21 protein-coding genes are annotated in these 17,570 nt (G+C 42.2%); 14 read left to right on the forward strand and 7 right to left on the reverse strand.

The window, feature by feature from the left end:
- Positions 1 to 55: 55 nt before the first annotated feature.
- The 4 genes from NLX65_RS02020 to lnt all read right to left on the reverse strand — a co-directional run bounded on the left by NLX65_RS02020 (position 56) and on the right by lnt (position 4,337).
- A complete protein-coding gene (locus NLX65_RS02020) occupies positions 56 to 1,270 on the reverse strand; it encodes an ABC transporter permease (RefSeq protein ID WP_260536627.1) in 1,215 nt (404 codons plus the stop codon).
- A 116-nt stretch (positions 1,271 to 1,386) separates the two neighbouring features.
- Positions 1,387 to 2,289, reverse strand: coding sequence for a tyrosine-type recombinase/integrase (locus NLX65_RS02025; protein WP_260536629.1), 903 nt, complete (start codon positions 2,287 to 2,289; stop codon positions 1,387 to 1,389).
- Positions 2,290 to 2,291: 2 nt separating this feature from the next.
- The gene (rpsU, locus tag NLX65_RS02030) at positions 2,292 to 2,483 is read right to left on the reverse strand and encodes a 30S ribosomal protein S21 (RefSeq protein ID WP_260536631.1); all 192 of its coding nucleotides are present in this window, start codon (positions 2,481 to 2,483) and stop codon (positions 2,292 to 2,294) included.
- A 126-nt stretch (positions 2,484 to 2,609) separates the two neighbouring features.
- Positions 2,610 to 4,337: an apolipoprotein N-acyltransferase gene (gene lnt, locus NLX65_RS02035; protein ID WP_260536633.1), complete on the reverse strand. Its 1,728-nt coding sequence runs from the start codon at positions 4,335 to 4,337 to the stop codon at positions 2,610 to 2,612.
- Positions 4,338 to 4,806: 469 nt separating this feature from the next.
- Here lnt and NLX65_RS02040 point away from each other — a divergent pair, with 469 nt between their 5' ends.
- The 13 genes from NLX65_RS02040 (at position 4,807) to sufB (ending at position 14,208) form a co-directional block, all read left to right on the forward strand.
- Entirely contained in the window at positions 4,807 to 5,202 is a 396-nt protein-coding gene (locus tag NLX65_RS02040) for a hypothetical protein (RefSeq protein WP_260536635.1), read from the forward strand.
- 195 nt (positions 5,203 to 5,397) lie between these two features.
- Positions 5,398 to 5,583, forward strand: a complete 186-nt coding sequence (gene rpmF, locus NLX65_RS02045; RefSeq protein ID WP_260536637.1) for a 50S ribosomal protein L32 — start codon at positions 5,398 to 5,400, stop codon at positions 5,581 to 5,583.
- Positions 5,584 to 5,595: 12 nt separating this feature from the next.
- Positions 5,596 to 6,612 (forward strand): beta-ketoacyl-ACP synthase III, encoded by a 1,017-nt coding sequence (locus tag NLX65_RS02050; protein WP_260536639.1) that lies wholly within the window; start codon positions 5,596 to 5,598, stop codon positions 6,610 to 6,612.
- A 55-nt stretch (positions 6,613 to 6,667) separates the two neighbouring features.
- Positions 6,668 to 7,243 (forward strand): elongation factor P, encoded by a 576-nt coding sequence (gene efp / locus NLX65_RS02055; RefSeq protein WP_260536641.1) that lies wholly within the window; start codon positions 6,668 to 6,670, stop codon positions 7,241 to 7,243.
- A 2-nt stretch (positions 7,244 to 7,245) separates the two neighbouring features.
- Positions 7,246 to 7,683, forward strand: a complete 438-nt coding sequence (accB, locus tag NLX65_RS02060) for an acetyl-CoA carboxylase biotin carboxyl carrier protein (RefSeq protein ID WP_260536643.1) — start codon at positions 7,246 to 7,248, stop codon at positions 7,681 to 7,683.
- A gap of 32 nt (positions 7,684 to 7,715) precedes the next feature.
- Positions 7,716 to 9,071 carry an acetyl-CoA carboxylase biotin carboxylase subunit gene (gene accC / locus NLX65_RS02065; protein WP_260536645.1) on the forward strand — a complete coding sequence of 452 codons (1,356 nt, stop codon included), beginning with the start codon at positions 7,716 to 7,718 and terminating at the stop codon, positions 9,069 to 9,071.
- A gap of 146 nt (positions 9,072 to 9,217) precedes the next feature.
- Positions 9,218 to 9,532 (forward strand): 50S ribosomal protein L21, encoded by a 315-nt coding sequence (gene rplU / locus NLX65_RS02070; RefSeq protein WP_260536647.1) that lies wholly within the window; start codon positions 9,218 to 9,220, stop codon positions 9,530 to 9,532.
- A gap of 9 nt (positions 9,533 to 9,541) precedes the next feature.
- Positions 9,542 to 9,796, forward strand: a complete 255-nt coding sequence (rpmA, locus tag NLX65_RS02075) for a 50S ribosomal protein L27 (RefSeq protein WP_260536650.1) — start codon at positions 9,542 to 9,544, stop codon at positions 9,794 to 9,796.
- A gap of 229 nt (positions 9,797 to 10,025) precedes the next feature.
- Positions 10,026 to 10,379, forward strand: coding sequence for a 30S ribosomal protein S16 (rpsP, locus tag NLX65_RS02080; protein ID WP_312025855.1), 354 nt, complete (start codon positions 10,026 to 10,028; stop codon positions 10,377 to 10,379).
- A gap of 91 nt (positions 10,380 to 10,470) precedes the next feature.
- Positions 10,471 to 10,725 (forward strand): acyl carrier protein, encoded by a 255-nt coding sequence (locus tag NLX65_RS02085; RefSeq protein ID WP_260536652.1) that lies wholly within the window; start codon positions 10,471 to 10,473, stop codon positions 10,723 to 10,725.
- Between the two features lie 12 nt (positions 10,726 to 10,737).
- Positions 10,738 to 11,988, forward strand: coding sequence for a beta-ketoacyl-ACP synthase II (fabF, locus tag NLX65_RS02090; protein WP_260536654.1), 1,251 nt, complete (start codon positions 10,738 to 10,740; stop codon positions 11,986 to 11,988).
- Positions 11,973 to 12,704, forward strand: a complete 732-nt coding sequence (rnc, locus tag NLX65_RS02095; RefSeq protein WP_260536657.1) for a ribonuclease III — start codon at positions 11,973 to 11,975, stop codon at positions 12,702 to 12,704. Before fabF ends, rnc begins: the two co-directional genes overlap by 16 nt.
- Positions 12,705 to 12,765: 61 nt before the next feature.
- Positions 12,766 to 14,208: a Fe-S cluster assembly protein SufB gene (gene sufB, locus NLX65_RS02100; RefSeq protein WP_260536660.1), complete on the forward strand. Its 1,443-nt coding sequence runs from the start codon at positions 12,766 to 12,768 to the stop codon at positions 14,206 to 14,208.
- A 320-nt stretch (positions 14,209 to 14,528) separates the two neighbouring features.
- Here sufB and NLX65_RS02105 read toward each other — a convergent pair whose 3' ends face one another.
- From NLX65_RS02105 to NLX65_RS02115, 3 genes are all read right to left on the reverse strand, one after another.
- On the reverse strand, positions 14,529 to 14,831 hold the full coding sequence (locus NLX65_RS02105; RefSeq protein WP_260536662.1) for a hypothetical protein: 303 nt from the start codon (positions 14,829 to 14,831) through the stop codon (positions 14,529 to 14,531).
- A 2-nt stretch (positions 14,832 to 14,833) separates the two neighbouring features.
- Positions 14,834 to 14,977, reverse strand: coding sequence for a hypothetical protein (locus tag NLX65_RS02110; protein WP_260536664.1), 144 nt, complete (start codon positions 14,975 to 14,977; stop codon positions 14,834 to 14,836).
- Positions 14,978 to 15,045: 68 nt separating this feature from the next.
- On the reverse strand, positions 15,046 to 15,924 hold the full coding sequence (locus tag NLX65_RS02115) for a hypothetical protein (RefSeq protein ID WP_260536666.1): 879 nt from the start codon (positions 15,922 to 15,924) through the stop codon (positions 15,046 to 15,048).
- A gap of 237 nt (positions 15,925 to 16,161) precedes the next feature.
- Between NLX65_RS02115 and dprA the strand changes: the two genes are divergently transcribed.
- Positions 16,162 to 17,274, forward strand: a complete 1,113-nt coding sequence (gene dprA / locus NLX65_RS02120; protein WP_260536668.1) for a DNA-processing protein DprA — start codon at positions 16,162 to 16,164, stop codon at positions 17,272 to 17,274.
- The last annotated feature ends 296 nt before the right edge of the window (positions 17,275 to 17,570 follow it).

A 17,570-nucleotide genomic window follows, 5' to 3' on the forward strand; every position in this document is an offset into this window, starting at 1 on the left:
ATCAATATTCGTTCAGTCAATAGAGAGACTACCCAAAAACAAGCAAAAACCTCCTTTACTTATTGCCCAATGCCTCGATAGGCTTTATCTGTAGCGCACGCATAGCCGGTAGCATCCCAGCCACACAACTGGTTACCATGATCAATCCCAATCCACTCAACATATATTCAGGAGGAAAGGTTAAAGTAGATAGGTAGTAGGTTTTGCACAGTGGTACTACCCATCTATTGAACAGCTGGATAAGCGCAAAGCCTCCTCCAAAACCGATGATCCCAGCCACCAGGGTCACCATTACTACTTCACATACAATCATCGACATAATATCTATAGAACGGCTCCCTAATACGTTTCGAATCGCCATTTCGTTTCGTCTTTCTTGAATGGTCACTAACATCATGTTACTCATGCCTACCATACCAGTGATCAGCAGACATATACCGATGATTGTATTAAAAATAGCTATATTGTTAAACAACTTATGAAATCTATCGGCATGTTTGGCTATACTAAATAGCCCAAGTGCCTGGGTATCGTTCACATCAAAATGCAAATGGCGCGCAAAATAAGCGCGGAGTTGTTTTTCTACTACTGCTTCCCGTGCAGTTGGTACTAGGGTCAGGCGGATGGCATCTACATCATGGCTGCGTTGAGGAAATATCGCTTTAAACAAACTATGCGGCAGCAATATCGCATTAGATTCACCATAAAGGCTGGCTTCTAATGTATCTAGTACGCCCACTACCTGTAAACCTATATCCCGCAAAAAAATATATTGCCCAATGGCAGCGGCATGCCCAAATAATTTTTCCTTCATATTGATGCCCAGGATGCAAATGTTATGGCCTACTCTTTCATCACGTGGTGTAAAAAAGCGCCCTTCCTGTATGGGTAAATTCGCCAATACAGCATAGCAGGGTGCACAGCCCAAAATGGGTGCTGTGACCTTTTGGGTCGCATAGCTTATGGGGTGCTTAGACTGTAAGATAGGGCTACTATGTTGAATCGTATGAAAAGATTGAGATAAGTTTGCCGCTATGGCTGCTGGAATAGGATAGTGGCCACCCGCACTGCTTCCTCTCCTGATGGTTATGGTTTTTGCGCCATACTTTGCAAACACTTCGGAAACACCATTGTGGAAGCCATTGCCCACAGCTAATAGCAACATCCATATAAAAACAGCCCATAATAGACCAAACCCCATCGATAAGGTTTGCGTGGTATGGGTGGTAAGGCGCTGGTAGGCCTCTTTTAAAGCATGTAAAACACACATAAGCAATCTAGTCAAAAAACAAGCATCTTATATAAATTGGGCCCATCCCTTCACCCTTATGTTTTGATGTAATCTATTAAACTTTCTTCTATCATTAAAGGCGCAATATGATTTTATCAGCTTTCTTCTGCTCTAGGATGGGCTTTTTTGAAAATTTCTTTTAATCTCGTTAAAGAATTATGGGTATAGATTTGGGTGGCAGATAAGCTGGCATGACCCAATAGATCTTTAATAGCCTGTAAATCCGCTCCTTTATCTAATAAGTGTGTAGCAAAGGTATGGCGGAATATATGTGGGCTATGTTGGCTGGAACGTATAGTAGGTGCCAAATACTTCTTGACGACTCGGTAGATAAACATAGGATAAGCGGGTTTGCCCGTGTTGGTGACGATGAGTTGAGGGGTAGGCGGATGGTCCAGTTTTTCTTTTTCCCTTATATAAGCCGTGATCAACTGAATCAGTGGCTTTGGAAAAGGAATCATACGCGCTTTATCACGTTTCCCTAATACCTTAACTGTTCCATTTTCCAGGTTGATGTCTGTTTGGCAAAGCGCTACCAGTTCAGCTAGGCGCATCCCTGTTCCATATAGCAGCTCCAAAATTAACCGATCACGCAAGCCAGGAAAGTTAACCGGAAATAGATATTGGTCTAGGAAAGCCAGCAGTTCTTTTTCTTGAAAAAAGATAGGCAACCTTTTTTTTCCTTTTAGACTTTTCAATACATCTGTGGGGCGCTCAACCATCAACCCTTTTGTCGCTAGAAAAGCATAAAAAGCACGCAGCGCAGCCATTTTCCTATTGATAGAACGATGGCTCAGACCCTCTTTAGCTAAAGCCATCATCCACCCACGTAGATCCTGCCCGGTTACCGCTGTGGCTATTTTTTCAGGGATCTGTTCAGAGAGATAATCTATCAATTGGGTTACGTCCGTTGTATAGGCCACAACGGTATGTAGACTTGCTCTCCTTTCTGCCGTTAAATAGGCCTCAAAAAGCGCAAGGAGTGATGGATGGTCCATCTTTACCCATTGTTGCCTAGTATTCGGTACTTATGCATCGCTTTTAGCTTTTTAGCTTTTCTGCTTACTGTGGGTTTCGTATACGCCATACGTTGCCTGGCCTCTTTTAGTATACCCACACGCTCCACTTTCTTTTTAAATCTTTTGAGCGCTTTATCTACGCCTTCGTTGTCTTTTACTTCTACAACAATCATACCTTTACTTTAGTTTGTCGTTAAAAAATGGTTATTGGCTACCTGCTTACCTACAAATCTACTCTAAAAACAGCGCAAGCACAAGGTTGACTCAACAATATTTTGTTTTAGCCATGAAAAAACTGCTTAGTGCGCGGTCGGGCAGTTCGTTTGGTTGGCGTTGCAGTGTGGTTTTCTTTTTTGCTGCCGTCGTTTTATGCAGACAATACAAAATAATAGCAAACAAGCCCATGAAGCGATATGACCAATGTAATCCCCATATAGGCTATAGAAAGTCATTTGATGATTGGCCTGTACTATTGCCCGCATAGCTGCCATTTCTAACTGATTCGTGGCAGCGATTGTTTCCCCCCGTTGATTGATGAATCCAGAAATACCCGTATTGGCTGCACGCATTACACTCCTTCGATGGGCTATTGCTAATAAGCGACTGTATTGAAAGAACTGTTGATAGACAGGGGTGTTACCCCACCATCCATCATTGGTTACTACTGCAAAAAGGTGGGCTCCTTTTTGCACACTACTACCTACAAAAGCACCATATAATAACTCATAACAGATAATCGGTGCAACCTTGAGTTGCTTATGGATGGTAAAAATTTTAGCGCCATCTCCCTTAGCAAGACAAGGCGTTAGCCCCCCGCCAATATCATGAATCATTTGTTTGATCCAATTATGTATACTTTCTGGTAAAATATAGAAATAGGGGATAAATTCTCCACCGGGTAATCTTTTTACCTTATGGTATATATCCGTTGGGCGTCCAATATTTAAATGAAATATACTATTAAAATGGTCAATATAGCCCTGTTTCCTGAGTTGAGCAGTTTTGGTAGCCTTAGTTGGGCCATACACACGAAAAGAACTAGCCCCAGTTATAAGGTGTAAGGCAGCATAAGCTTCTAGAAATTGATATATAGGCTCCATCAATCGATAGTCACGCACCCATGCTTCTTCTAAAGGCCTATCAATGGCCGATTCGGGCCAAACTACTAAAGAAGTTGCTGGGGTAAGCTGTTCCTTAGAAAGGGTCAATAGCCGATCTATTTGACATCTATAAGGGACAAAGCTTGGAGAGCCATAGTCCTTCTCGGTATAGTTATCAAAGTTGGGTTGGACTACTACTGCTTCTACATCGACCCCTTTTTCTTGATAGGTGTAATAGATGATCAAACTTATAGATAGGGGCAGTAGCAACCAAGCCAAACATCCCTTGCGTAGTGCAGGATGGGCTTGTTCAAATAGCAAATGGTAAACCAGGACATTCAGCACTAAAACCCAAAGGGATCCTCCAAGTATCCCTGTATATTCATACCATTGAATCCATTTTGGCAGTGCGGCTAGACCATTGCCTAAGTTCAGCCCTGGGAAGGTTAGTTCCCAACCTTCCCAGGAGAGGTGGGCATGTTCTAGTGTTAACCAACTGGTTACTAGGCCTATATAGCCTACATATAGGCCACCCCATTTGCGCATGTAGTAATAAAAACACCAAGGAAAAAAAAGGAACAATGCATTACCGCATGTTGCAACGAAAAAGCCCTCAAGACAAGCAGCATTATACACCCACCAGAGCGCTATTGTATTCCAAAGAAACAGCGTTAGTAGAATAGAGGAGAGGCAAAAGCGTGTTTTTTTAGGTGCTATCGTGATCAGTTTCATAATGCCCAGCATAGGCACAATAGCTACGCACAACAAGCCACCCAACCAAGCAGCGCACCAGGATAGGTAAAAAAAGCTACTGCTCAAGGCGATTAAAAGGAGTACATATCGCTTGGAAAATGGTTGGGCAGCAAGTTTGTGGGTAATGCGTGTGGCCCATAAAGCAAATGAAGTGGTAACCAGATTATTAGACATATAGATTTAAATATTTTTTTGTTAAATTTGCCCAATCCTTTTGGTGTGAAGAGGCCTTATTGTTGCTTATCAGGTCTACCTATAGACCACGTAGGCAACCGCATCGTTTTGCTAAATTACAAAAAAGGAAAGAAACTGAATAGGATCAGCTGCACACAACAAATTTCCATAATGGTTTTTTAAGGGGAAAAATATAAGGGGGAAGGTATGCAAAAAAACTACAATTGCTTATATGTTTTTTTATTGAAAATCAATATATTTGTTACATAAAAGTATGCTAGATGCATGCTAGGTAACGACAAGTCACAAGCCATTTATGTAAGCTTCACCAAGTTACACAACTGCTCTAGGTCACGTCCTCTTTTAGATTAGAGCAAGATGCCCAAGCTGTAATCCAAAACATCTAAAAAACAAAACATGAAGTTACCCATAGCTATACCAAACCTTGGTTTTATATTAGTTAATTTTTATGTTAAGTATATGTTGGGTAAGCTGTAACAAGCATAAAAAGATAGATATTGATCAGAATGACAAGTGTGCAAAAAAGCAGATGGAAGATGGGGCAAGCGACCGCTTAGCTAGCGACTCCGAGCCAGGAGATGGGCATATGGGGAGCAACAATATGGATACAAATAATAGAGCAGCGGATGCGCAAGGGCAAAGCAATACACCAGCTGAATCAATGCATGCGCCTACCGCTTCACCGAATCAATCGATTCCGCCACCGCAGAAACTAGGTAAGTGGGCAAGTAAGAGGAACTGTATAGATAAACGCGGGAAAGAGGTGCAAGCAGGTGAAAAAACACGTTTGCAAGCAATCAAAGCAATCGTGATAAAAGCATGGAAGGGCATAAGGAGTAAATGACATAAAATAGACGATTTGTCCAAATAGTGTCCTTTTTCGTTAGCGCCATTGGCTGAATGATTCGCTTTCTCCCCAATGCCATCGGCACAATAATTTTCTAGCTGGTAAAATTATTTGTAAATTTGGATACTTGTTACCCCCTAAAAAGGGATAGATTAAAAAATAGCTTATTCGTTTTAAATAAATTATACCAACATGGCACATCCAAAGAGAAGGTCGTCTGCTTCCAGAAGAGATAAGAGAAGAACCCATGTCAAGCTTGCCATGCCCGCTTTAGTGGTTTGTCCGGTTACAGGTGTAGTACATACGCCACACCGTGCATTTTGGCATGAAGATAAAATGTATTACAAAGGCAGGGTGGTGATGCATAGGGCCGGTTAAATTACGCTATAGATGAAGCTAATAAAGCGTGCCTCTATTGCAGGTGTAGCTGGATATGTGCCAGACAATGTGTTGACCAATGATGCATTGGAGCAGATGGTCGCTACCAATGATCAATGGATCACCACTAGAACCGGTATTCAAGAACGCAGGATCCTAAAAGGAGCAGGGCTGGGTACCTCGGTTATGGCTATACGAGCCGTCAAAGATTTGCTGCAAAAAACAGCTACCGATCCTGCTACGATAGATCTCCTGATATGTGCAACCATTACACCAGATCAGATCACCCCTGCTACTGCCAATATCATTGCCCATGCGGTGGGAGCTACCCGTGCGTTTAGCTACGACTTACAAGCTGCCTGCTCGGGCTTTCTCTATGCACTCGATACTGCCGCTCAGTTTATTGCTTCCGGTAGGGCTAAAAAAGTGATTGTGGTAGGCGCAGATAAGATGTCTGCTATTACCGATTATACAGATCGGGCTACCTGTATTCTGTTTGGGGATGGTGCAGGTGCCGTCCTGGTAACGGAAGCTGAAGCAGATAGTGGGTATGGTATTGTAGATACCATCTGCAAATCAGATGGTGGAGGCCAACACCTGCTTTATCAAAAAGCAGGCGGCAGTAGGTGGCCCGCTTCCCATGCAACCGTGGAGGCGAAAGCCCATTACATTCACCAAGATGGCCAAAATGTATTTAAAGCAGCGGTTACCGCTATGTCAGAAGTGGTGGTGGAAATGATGGCTGGCCATCAGCTTACACCAGCGGATATTGCCTATCTGGTGCCCCATCAAGCCAATAGGCGCATCCTGCAACTTGTGGCCGATCGTGTAGCCATTCCTATGGAAAAAGTGATGCTAAACATTCATAAGTATGGCAATACAACAGCGGCAACCCTTCCCCTTTGTTTGTGGGATTATGAATCCAAACTAAAAAAAGGAGATAAGTTGATCCTCGCTGTTTTTGGTGGAGGTTTTACTTGGGGTGCTATGTATATGATTTGGGGGTATGATGGTTGTAAAATGATGTAAAAGTTGATATTTCAGAAAAGTAAAATATATTTAGTAGCAATAAGCGCAAGATGTTATGGCAAATACCAGTGATATTAAAAATGGCCTTTGTATTCTATTGAATCATGATATTTATAGTGTAGTGGAATTTCAACACGTCAAGCCAGGTAAAGGAGCCGCTTTTGTTAGAACCAAGCTAAAGAGCTTAACCAAAGATAGGCAAATAGACCATACCTTTAACGCGGGTGTAAAAATCCATATCGCACGTGTCGAACGCAGACCCTATCAATTTCTTTATAAAGATAGTTCAGGCTATACTTTTATGCACACGGAGACCTTTGAACAACTCACCATTGCCCCCACACTGATTTATACCCCTCAATTCTTAAAAGAAGGGCAACAGGTGGAAGTCGTTTACCATGATGATGAAAATGTTGTATTAAAGTGTGAATTGCCTCCATCTGTTCTATTGCGGGTTACCTATACAGAGCCGGGCCTCAGAGGCGATACCGCTACAAAAACGTTAAAACCAGCTACCCTAGAAACAGGCGTAGAGGTGCGGGTGCCGCTATTCATTAATAATGAAGATCTTGTAAAGATAGATACCCGTACTGGACTCTATATGGAACGGGTCAATGAGCAGAAAAAGTAAATATGAAAACGAAAGAAATTCAGGAGCTAATTGACTTTATTACCAAGTCAGGGTTAGAAGAGGTGCATATTGAAACGGAAGCTATTAAAATTCATATAAAAAGAAGTATACCTATCCCGGGACATATGCCATCACTTGCCCCCAATACACTGTCGTTGCCTACGCCAGCAACTGACCCAGAGCATAGCCCCCAGTATATCACGGTTAAGTCTCCAATGATTGGTACCTTCTACCGATCACCTAATCCTGAAGCCGCCCCTTTTGTAAAAGAGGGTGATGAAATTGTCAAGGGAACCAAACTCTGTATCATAGAGGCTATGAAGCTCTATAATGAAATAGAGTCAGAAGTCATTGGCAAGATCGTGCAGGTCTTGGTAGATGATGTCTCGCCTGTGGAATATGATCAACCTCTGTTTTTAGTAGATCCTGTTACCGGGTAAGGGTCGCATTCATCTTTCCAGTTTGATCTTTTATGTTTCAAAAAATATTGATTGCCAATCGTGGAGAAATTGCTTTAAGCATCATTCGGGTTTGCAAAGAAATGGGTATTAAAACCGTTGCGGTACATTCTACCGCAGATAGGGATAGTTTGCATGTCCGTTTTGCAGATGAGTCCGTCTGTGTGGGTCCTCCTGCTAGCCATTTGTCTTATCTCTCTATTCCATCCATTATTGCCGCTGCTGAGGTGACTGATGCCCATGCGATTCATCCAGGTTATGGGTTTTTATCTGAAAATGCTGGTTTTTCGAGTATTTGTGCAGAATACGGCATTAAATTTATCGGGCCTTCTGCGGAAGCTATCCGTAAAATGGGTGATAAGTCTACCGCAAAAGCCACGATGCAGGCGGCTGGTGTGCCTATTGTGCCTGGTTCCAATGGGTTGCTTACCTCTGTGGAAGAAGGCATCCGCTTGGCCCATGAAATAGGCTTTCCTGTATTGCTGAAGGCAACCGCAGGGGGTGGAGGGAAAGGCATCAAGTTGGTTGAGACACCTGAAGCATTCCACCAAAAATGGATAGAAGCCAGGCAAGAAGCCATCGCCTCTTTTGGTAAAGATGGACTATATTTGGAAAAATATATAGAAGAACCCCGCCATATTGAAATACAAATTGTTGCCGATCAATATGGTCAAGTCATCCATTTATCTGAACGAGATTGTTCCATTCAGCGTAGACACCAAAAATTAGTAGAAGAATCTCCTTCTCCCTTTGTGACCGCACCATTACGGGCCAAGATAACAGAAGCAGCACTAAAAGGCGTAGCGGCTATAGGGTATGAAGGCGTGGGTACCATGGAGTTTCTAGTGGATAAACACCACAACTTCTACTTTATGGAAATGAATACCCGCATTCAAGTGGAATATCTTGTTACAGAAGCGGTTACAGGCTTTAACCTACTCAGAACGCAAATTGAAATCGCAGCTGGGAAACGATTAGATAGCCCCAATTTATATCCCCAAGGTCACGCTATAGAGCTACGTATTAATGCAGAAGACCCTTTCCATGGCTTTCGACCTGCCCCCGGAAAAATTAACCATGTGCATTTTCCAGGCGGGTTAGGTACCACCATTGCCAGCCATATTTACGCTGGTTATGTAGTGCCTGCACACTATGATTCTATGATTGCCAAACTCATTGTACATGCAGCTACTAGAGCCGATGCCATTGCCAGCATAAAGCGGGCATTAGAAGAGTTTGTTATAGAAGGTATTCCAACCAATATACCTTTCCATCGTGCGCTGGTAGAGGATGAGGCCTTCCAAAAAGGTCAATTTACTACCCAATATTTAGATACTTTTGACTTTTCACTCCTTAAACAAGGAGAGTAGAAAGAGCGCCACGCTAGCCATACTTGCGCATAAGTAGGTAGTATCGGTTGATGGGCGTTTTTTTTTTATAGAAAAAAGCTTAAGTTTGTTAAGCTTTACCCTTTCTAATTTTGAAAGGGTTATTATTTTTTAGCTTATATAAATATATGTATGCAATTGTAGAAATAGCTGGGAAGCAATTTAAAGTTTCTAAAGCGCAGTGGCTCTACACCCCTAAATTGCAAAGTGAAGTGGGTGCTTTGCTCACTTTTGATAAAGTTTTACTTTTAGATGATGAAGCAGGAGCAGTGACCCTTGGTACACCTATGCTGAATGGGGTAACCATTACGGCCAAGGTGTTGGCACATACCAAGGCAGATAAAGTGATCGTTTTTAAGAAAAAAAGACGCAATGGATATAAAGTAAAGCGGGGGCATCGTCAAGCACACACGCGGATTGTTATTGAAGATATTATAAACTAGTATAATAACATGGCACATAAGAAGGGAGCCGGTAGCTCCCGTAATGGAAGAGATTCAGAAAGTAAGCGGCTTGGTATCAAAAAATATGGTGGAGAAGTAGTCACAGCCGGTCATATCCTTGTCAGGCAAAGAGGTACCCGCTATTATCCTGGTAAAAATGTGGGCTTGGGGAGAGATCATACTTTGTTTGCCTTAACAGATGGGGTGGTTGTTTTTGCCAAAAAGAAAGACATGCGCGCCATTGTTTCAGTAGATCGCGTTTAATGTCCTTGGTGTTGCACACTGATTCCTGTAATCAACAAAAAATAACAAGCTTTTTGCAACGTGTTTATAGCTTGGAATGTGTAGGAGGAACCAGCACGCAAAGCTGACCTGTACTAGGCGTATGTGAGGAGGTAAGCACCGGATCGGACTGCAAATGACCAGTAACTGTTTTGGAAGAGCGCTTATCCATTAACCATTGGCGAACGAGATTCGTTAGAAAGATAATACTATGGCTGTAAAAATAAGATTAGCTAGATGCGGTAGAAGACATCTGGCAGAGTATGACATCGTTGTAGCTGATGCCAGGTCCCCCAGGGATGGTCGGTTTATAGAAAAAATTGGGAATTATAATCCCAACACGGCCCCTGCAACGGTTCAGCTGAATGAAGTAAGCGCACTAAAATGGCTTTTTCAGGGGGCGCAACCTACCCATACGGTTAAAGGTCTTTTATCCAAGCAGGGCGTAATGCTTAAAAAGCATCTTCAGGTAGGCGTTATAAAGGGGGCGATTACCCAAGCGCAAGCGGATGAAAGATTCGCCCATTGGAAGGCAGAAAAAGTAGCATCTAATCAGCGCCGGTAGACCCACTTTCTTGGCCTTCTAGGTATGCGGTTATGCCGTGGTAAGCTTAGTAATTAACTTCATTTCAATCAAATATAAAATAGCTAATTAAATGAATAGGGAAGATATTATGGCTAAGGTAGCAGCCATTGTTGTGGATAAGCTGAATGTATCAGCACAAGAGGTGCTGCCTACGGCACATTTTGCCAATAATTTAGGTGCTGATTCTTTAGACCAAGTAGAATTGGTTATGGAGCTTGAAAAAGAGTTTGATATACGTATTAAGGATGATGAAGCCACTCATCTACAAACCGTAGGTAGTGTGGTAGATTACTTAGAAGAGACCTTAGCACAACCTAAGGTCTAGTTTGCCTTTTCTATGTTACCCACAAGAGTAGTTATTACAGGACTAGGTGCCCTTACTCCCATTGGTAGTGGGATTTCAGCCTACTGGAATGGGTTAGTTACTGGCCAAAGTGGTGCGGAGCCCATTACTAGATTTGATACGGCTAGGCATAAAACTAAGTTTGCTTGTTCCTTAAAAGGCTATGATCCCCGCAACTACTTTGATGTAAAAGATATGCGGCGAATGGACCTATTTGCCCAGTATGCGATGGTAGCTGGTGATGAAGCCATACAAGATGCTGCATTGATCACTCCTTTGGTAGATAAAGAACGGGTAGGCATTGTATGGGGTTCTGGTATAGGCGGCTTAGGTACTACAGAAGAACTCGTTTTGGCGTTTGCTAAAAACGATATGGACCCAAAAGTCAATCCTTTTTTTATTCCCAAGATTATACCAGATATTCCTGCTGGTCACCTCTCCATTAAATATGGCTTTAAAGGTCCCAACTTTGCTACGGTAGCCGCATGTGCTTCTGCCTTAAATTCTATAGCAGCTGCTTGTCAGTTGATTAAGTTGGGTGATGCAGATGTTGTAGTGGCAGGTGGTTCAGAATCGCCTATTATTCAAATAGGCATGGCTGGATTTAATGCATTAAAGGCTCTTTCCCAGCGCAATGAAGATTACTTAACAGCCTCTCGTCCCTTTGACAAGACACGGGATGGTTTTGTAATGGGAGAAGGTGCCGGCGCTTTAGTCCTTGAGTCTTATACCCATGCCCAAAAAAGAAACGCTAAAATCTACGCTGAGGTAGTAGGTGTAGGCATGTCTGCAGATGCCTATCACATTACTGCACCCGATAAGGGTGGGGTCATGTTGGCTTTGCAACGTGCATTAGCGAGTTCCGGGCTTATGCCAAATGGCATAGACTACATCAATGCCCATGGCACTAGTACCCCATTGGGTGATATCAATGAGATAGAGGCCATTCAAGATGTATTTGGTGACCATGCCTATAGGCTGAATATTAGCTCAACCAAGTCGATGACGGGTCACTTGCTGGGTGCAGCAGGTGCTATAGAGTCTATAGCTACTGTTTTGGCTTTAGTACATCAAGTGGTGCCTCCAACGATTAACCATAAGGTGTTAGATGAAGCCATTGATCCCCGTATCAATTTAACCTTGAATAAGGCAGAGAAAAGACCGATCTTATTTGCGCAAAACAATGCCTTTGGTTTTGGTGGACATAACGTTTCTATAATCTTCAAAAGATGGGAAGGTTCCTGAGTTTACTTCAGTATTTTTTTACAAAGCGAGATTCTGGTACGCAACAGTTGGTCTCTTTTGTAAGAGCGGTTACTGGAATGGCGCCTTTAAATCTAGCTTTATATAGAGTAGCCCTTCAACATAGCTCTATAGAAGAGGGGCCCACCTCCAATGAGCGACTCGAATTTTTAGGAGATGCTATATTGTCTGCTATGGTTGCTGATTATCTCTTCAAGCGATATCCTTTAAAAGAAGAAGGCTTTTTAACAGATATACGTTCAAGGTTGGTCAATAGGGATTCTCTAAATGGGTTGGCGCGTAAAATTCATTTAGATAAGCTATTGCATTACGATACAAACCTTGTCAAACGAAGTGGCCATAAGTTTATTTATGGCAATGCCTTAGAGGCGCTTATTGGTGCCGTTTACTTAGATCATGGCTATGACCGCTGTCGCAAATTTGTTATTGAGCGTCTTATAGTCAATTATATAAGCTTGAAAGAGCTTATAGAGCATGATACCAATTTTAAGAGTAGGATCATCCAATGGGCCCATAAGCACCACCTTCACGTAATGTTTAGGATTCTTGAGGAGAATCAGTATGAGTACTACAAAGAATTTACCGCTCAAGTGCTTATAGATGAAAAAGTGATGGGAGAGGGGACGGGCCGGACTAAAAAATGTGCTGAACAAATGGCTGCCCAGCAAGCCCTACAGCATATAGAACAAACAGAATAAGCAAATTGCAGCTTAAGGGCAGATGAGCCCTTACAAACCATGCTATTGATCTAGAGAAATTATGGCAACACAAGATATACGAGCTATTGTTAACGCATCTGACTATCAATATGGTTTTGAGAGCAATATTCCTGTAGATGCGATTCCAAAAGGCTTAACAGAAGGGACTATTCGTCTGATTGCTGAGAAAAAAAATGAACCCGATTGGTTGTTAGAACGGCGTTTACAAGCTTTTGATCATCTTTCCAAGTTAAAAGAGCCTACCTGGGCAAAGGTAGTCTATCCGCCCATAAACTACCAAGACATTATTTATTATGCCGCACCTAAACAAAAAGTGCAACTAAACAGTTTAGAAGAAGCTGACCCAGAACTGTTGGCTACCTTTAAACGCTTGGGGATTTCGTTAGAGGAGCAAAAAAGGCTAGCAGGTGTGGCTATGGATGTCGTATTGGACAGTGCTTCCGTTGCCACTACCTTTAAAGAAACCTTAAGTAGGTTGGGTATTATTTTTTGTTCTTTTAGTGAGGCTGTGCAAAAGCACCCTGATTTGGTTCAAAAATACTTGGGTAAAGTGGTCCCTATGACTGATAATTACTTTGCCACCTTGAATACCGCTGTATTTAGTGATGGTTCCTTTTGTTATATTCCTAAAGGGGTCCATTGTCCCATGGAGCTTTCTACTTATTTCCGAATCAATGCCACCAATACAGGCCAATTTGAACGCACGTTGATTATAGCGGAAGAAGATGCCTATGTGAGTTATTTAGAAGGGTGTACAGCCCCTATGCGTGATGAACACCAATTACATGCCGCTGTAGTAGAGATTTATGCTGAAAAACGTTCCCATGTAAAATATGCAACGGTACAAAATTGGTATCCAGGTAATCAAGAAGGCGTAGGCGGGGTCTATAATTTTGTAACCAAACGAGGGCTTTGTGCCGGTGCGTATGCTAAAATTTCTTGGACACAAGTAGAAACAGGGTCAGCCATTACTTGGAAATACCCGAGTTGTATTTTAATGGGAGACCATTCAATAGGTGAATTTTATTCCGTAGCCGTCACCAAGCACAAACAGCAAGCAGATACTGGCACAAAGATGATTCACTTAGGGAAACATACCAAGAGCCGCATTGTAGCCAAGGGGATTGCAGCAGGTAAGTCCAACAATAGCTATAGAGGCTTGGTCAAACTCGCACCTGGTGCAGCGCACGCCACTAATTTTTCTCAATGCGACTCTTTATTGATTGGTAATAGCTGTGGGGCCCATACCTTCCCTTATATAGAAGTAAAAAACCCAACCGGAAAGGTAGCACACGAAGCCACTACCTCTAAAATTAGTGAAGATCAACTTTTTTACTGTAACCAACGTGGTATGGATCATGAAAATGCCATTGCACTAATTGTCAATGGCTATTGTAAGGAAGTGCTTAATCAGTTGCCTATGGAGTTTGCCGTAGAAGCCCAAAAACTACTGGCACTTACTTTAGAAGGCAGTGTGGGATAAAGTAGCGTATCTATGCACGGACACTGGTTAGCAAGGCAATTTGTATCTGTTCATATTACTGGTTAATAATGAATTGTATCCCCCTTTTTTATCAAGAAAAAAGTGGACAAAAAAATCAAGCCCTCGGCAAAAAGTCGCTGAAAGTGTCATCCTAAGGATCGAAAAACAGAAAGCGCCCCCTTTGAGGGCTTCAAAGGAAACTGTCTTTCCTAATCATCTGTAAAATGCCACTTTCTAAACCGCGACTTTTTACAGGGGCGTTGTTCTTTGAACGCAATAAACCAGTGATTTGAATAGATACAAAGTAGCTGGTTAGGCATTTACATCATACCTGTTGGTTGTGGTAAGAGATAGTGTGCCGCCATCATACCCAAGCTATTGGCTATTGCAGGTGTGATACGTGCCGCGAATCCTGTTGTAAACCCCCATTGGTTACAGAGCAAGCTAACCAATATACCTATAGCTATGCCTATCAAAGCGGTACGGGCAGTACCCCGGAAACCAAACACAGCTAAGATAAACAGGGGTGGTATGATGCTACCGTCAATCGTATGAAGCATATTAAGCGCATGCGCAATGCTATGGTCTATAAATAGATCACTGGCATAAATGGCTATGAGCATAGCTAACAAATCCAAGCTAGTGTAGTTAACTTAGCCACTCGCATCTGCATCAGATAGGAGATGGGTTGTATCCCCCGTATGCTTTCCATCAGATCATGGGCAACCATAACAGAACAGAGATGTAAATAAGAATCAGCCGTAGACATGGACAGCCCTAATACACATATAACAATAGATATTTTAAAAAAGATGGCATAGTGCTTATGATATACGGCTAAATTTTTTCTACTGATAACGTTGGGTTTCCGGCAAAAGCAAATAGACCAATCAGACATACAAAAAACATAATAACCAGGTACAGCAAACTGCCATACAAAAAAACTTTTTTGACCTGAGCGGGGCTAGCGCACATATAGACCCGCTGTATATTGCCAGGATCAGCAATGATAAAACAAGAGAATGGAACGTATAACAGCAGATTCAATGGTTGTTTATCAAGATGGAATAGGCTGCTCAGTTTAAATTTTTCTTGGTTTTGTAAAAATGATACAATATCTAAGGTGGGTTTATCTATTTTTTTAAACATAAGTTTAGCGATCAGCGCAATAATAACAACAAAGGTGATGCATTGTAGCACGTCGGTATTTGTCACCGAACGCATGCCCGCCAAAGTTGCATAGAAAATAAGCGTTAAGGTAGCCAATACGGTGATGGACGTAGGGTTAATGGCATCTAGACAGATAGTGATAATGGTGGAGATGGCATTGATTTGATCTTTAACAATAGAAATAGCAGAACAAGTAGCTAATAGCGCAACAATAATCCTTGGATATTTGCCATATACGCTGCCTATGGTTCCTGCAATGGAAAGATGTTGCGTAAATGGCGCCATACGTATCCACATTAGACTCGTAAGCCATAAAGTAAGAGAAGGCATAAATGTAAGCACAACTTTAGGGAGGTCAGCACTATAACACACTTCTACAGGAGATAACAAGGACACACCACAAAAAGAGGTCCCCAATAGGGTAGCCAGCAGCTTAACGGTAAAAAGTCGTTTGGTATCCACAGCATATGCTCGAAATGTGGTGGCTTTTCTGCTTGTTAGACCTACTACCAGGGTTAATAATAAAAAAGTACATATGATGAGCAAAAGGCTATTGAGCCATACCATATGATTGATTTATGCTAAATGCCTGATAAATATTTAGTAAAAATTAGATTATTATATCTAATTTTTACTGTAGATACAAGTGCTGGCATCTCTTTGGTGCAAAGGTAAGGAAATAGAGGTCCGCTAGCCATTGGGAGATAAAAGAGCGGATAGGGCAGCGGTTTTAGCTTAAAAATACGCTAAATTAGCTGCTGTATTTTACGGTTATACAAAGCAATGGTTCCTCTTACTGAAAAACACTACCGGGTGGCACTTTCCCTGGTGCCAGGTATAGGCGCTGTCCGGTTAAAAAAATTATTAGCTTATTTCGGCAATGCCCAAGCGGTATTTGCAGCTGCACATAAAGGTAATAGTTTGATTCCCTATAAAATAGCCCAATCGATCACCTTAAGCAGTAGCTTGGTTCAAGCAGAAAAGATCTTACCGTTACATGAAACAGAGGGCATTCAACTGCTGACGATGGGGGAGCATAGTTATCCACAAAGGTTGGTAGAATTACCAGATGGTCCCTCTATTTTGTATTATAAGGGGCAAGCACAGTTGAACCAACAGCGGGTAGTGGCCATTGTGGGTACCCGGCAATTAACCTCCTATGGACAAGCAGCGATTACTAAGTTTTTAGAGCAATTACTTCCTTATAAGCCCCTTGTGGTCAGTGGTTTAGCTTATGGAGCAGATATATGGGCCCATAGGCAGGCATTGGAGATGGGGCTACCTACCGTAGCTGTATTGCCCACCAGTTTGGATCAAATTTATCCCACGGCGCATAAAAACATAGCCTTGGAAATGTGTAAGGTAAGCGGCGGCTTACTCACAGAGTATCCCATAGGAAGTGGATTAGGCGCCCATACCTTTGTGGCACGCAATAGAATTCTAGCTGGTCTGGCAGATGTCACTATAGTAATTGAAGCCAAAGAAAAAAGTGGTGCCTTGATCACCGCCTATTATGCTAATAATTACCACCGGGAGGTTTTTGCCTTGCCGGGTAGCATCTATTCAGCTACTTCTGCAGGATGCCATCAATTAATTAAACGGAATCAAGCACACCTCCTAACCCATATAAATGATTTGGTCTATATCATGAATTGGAAAGTGCACCATCAACCCCAGGCTGATACGTATGCCAACCATCCGCTTACTCCATCCGAACAACTGGTTTTAAACCAGTTACATGAAGCTATAGAGCCCATAACGATTGATGCGCTCACCCATATTACCGCTTTGCCACCTGGCACATTACAAGCGGCCTTATTGTCACTGGAATTACAAGGGCTATTGCGTGCCCTACCAGGTAAGCGTTTTATCTTAGCCCCTATCTATAAGCAGTAGGTGGTAGTTGCGCGGGTAAGGGCGTCAATGTAAGGGTTGTATTTTAGTATGTGTTCAGCCAATGGCGTCAACTTAAGGAATATCTATTCTAACACAGCGATAGAAATGGCTCATGTGTATACGCCGCTGCTTATGTCCGCCAATAAAAAGTTGGCACACAGTAAAAGTAATGTGTAGTAGTTAGGATTTAATCTGACAATTGTTAAATTATGATGATATAAATCTTAACTACTATGAACTTACATCAAAAAATTATCAAGCCTAAATTAGGGTTATTGGAACTAGCTAAAACATTA

Origin of the sequence: Candidatus Cardinium sp. TP, from assembly GCF_025215055.1 — a bacterium.
Taxonomy (GTDB): Bacteria; Bacteroidota; Bacteroidia; order Cytophagales; family Amoebophilaceae; genus Cardinium.

Excerpts from the sequence above, each read along its gene's own strand:
- rpsU (WP_260536631.1), bottom strand. The coding sequence starts at position 2,483 with ATGATTGTTGTAGAAGTAAAAGACAACGAAGGCGTAGATAAAGCGCTC.
- NLX65_RS02105 (WP_260536662.1), bottom strand. The coding sequence starts at position 14,831 with ATGCTCATAGCCATTTATGCCAGTGATCTATTTATAGACCATAGCATT.
- rpsP (WP_312025855.1), top strand. The coding sequence starts at position 10,026 with ATGGCTGTAAAAATAAGATTAGCTAGATGCGGTAGAAGACATCTGGCA.
- rplU (WP_260536647.1), top strand. The coding sequence starts at position 9,218 with ATGTATGCAATTGTAGAAATAGCTGGGAAGCAATTTAAAGTTTCTAAA.
- accC (WP_260536645.1), top strand. The coding sequence starts at position 7,716 with ATGTTTCAAAAAATATTGATTGCCAATCGTGGAGAAATTGCTTTAAGC.
- accB (WP_260536643.1), top strand. The coding sequence starts at position 7,246 with ATGAAAACGAAAGAAATTCAGGAGCTAATTGACTTTATTACCAAGTCA.
- NLX65_RS02020 (WP_260536627.1), bottom strand. The coding sequence starts at position 1,270 with ATGTGTGTTTTACATGCTTTAAAAGAGGCCTACCAGCGCCTTACCACC.
- lnt (WP_260536633.1), bottom strand. The coding sequence starts at position 4,337 with ATGTCTAATAATCTGGTTACCACTTCATTTGCTTTATGGGCCACACGC.
- NLX65_RS02085 (WP_260536652.1), top strand. The coding sequence starts at position 10,471 with ATGAATAGGGAAGATATTATGGCTAAGGTAGCAGCCATTGTTGTGGAT.
- rnc (WP_260536657.1), top strand. The coding sequence starts at position 11,973 with ATGGGAAGGTTCCTGAGTTTACTTCAGTATTTTTTTACAAAGCGAGAT.
- dprA (WP_260536668.1), top strand. The coding sequence starts at position 16,162 with ATGGTTCCTCTTACTGAAAAACACTACCGGGTGGCACTTTCCCTGGTG.
- NLX65_RS02025 (WP_260536629.1), bottom strand. The coding sequence starts at position 2,289 with ATGGACCATCCATCACTCCTTGCGCTTTTTGAGGCCTATTTAACGGCA.
- rpmA (WP_260536650.1), top strand. The coding sequence starts at position 9,542 with ATGGCACATAAGAAGGGAGCCGGTAGCTCCCGTAATGGAAGAGATTCA.
- NLX65_RS02110 (WP_260536664.1), bottom strand. The coding sequence starts at position 14,977 with ATGTCTACGGCTGATTCTTATTTACATCTCTGTTCTGTTATGGTTGCC.
- fabF (WP_260536654.1), top strand. The coding sequence starts at position 10,738 with ATGTTACCCACAAGAGTAGTTATTACAGGACTAGGTGCCCTTACTCCC.
- rpmF (WP_260536637.1), top strand. The coding sequence starts at position 5,398 with ATGGCACATCCAAAGAGAAGGTCGTCTGCTTCCAGAAGAGATAAGAGA.
- NLX65_RS02050 (WP_260536639.1), top strand. The coding sequence starts at position 5,596 with ATGAAGCTAATAAAGCGTGCCTCTATTGCAGGTGTAGCTGGATATGTG.
- NLX65_RS02040 (WP_260536635.1), top strand. The coding sequence starts at position 4,807 with ATGTTAAGTATATGTTGGGTAAGCTGTAACAAGCATAAAAAGATAGAT.
- sufB (WP_260536660.1), top strand. The coding sequence starts at position 12,766 with ATGGCAACACAAGATATACGAGCTATTGTTAACGCATCTGACTATCAA.
- efp (WP_260536641.1), top strand. The coding sequence starts at position 6,668 with ATGGCAAATACCAGTGATATTAAAAATGGCCTTTGTATTCTATTGAAT.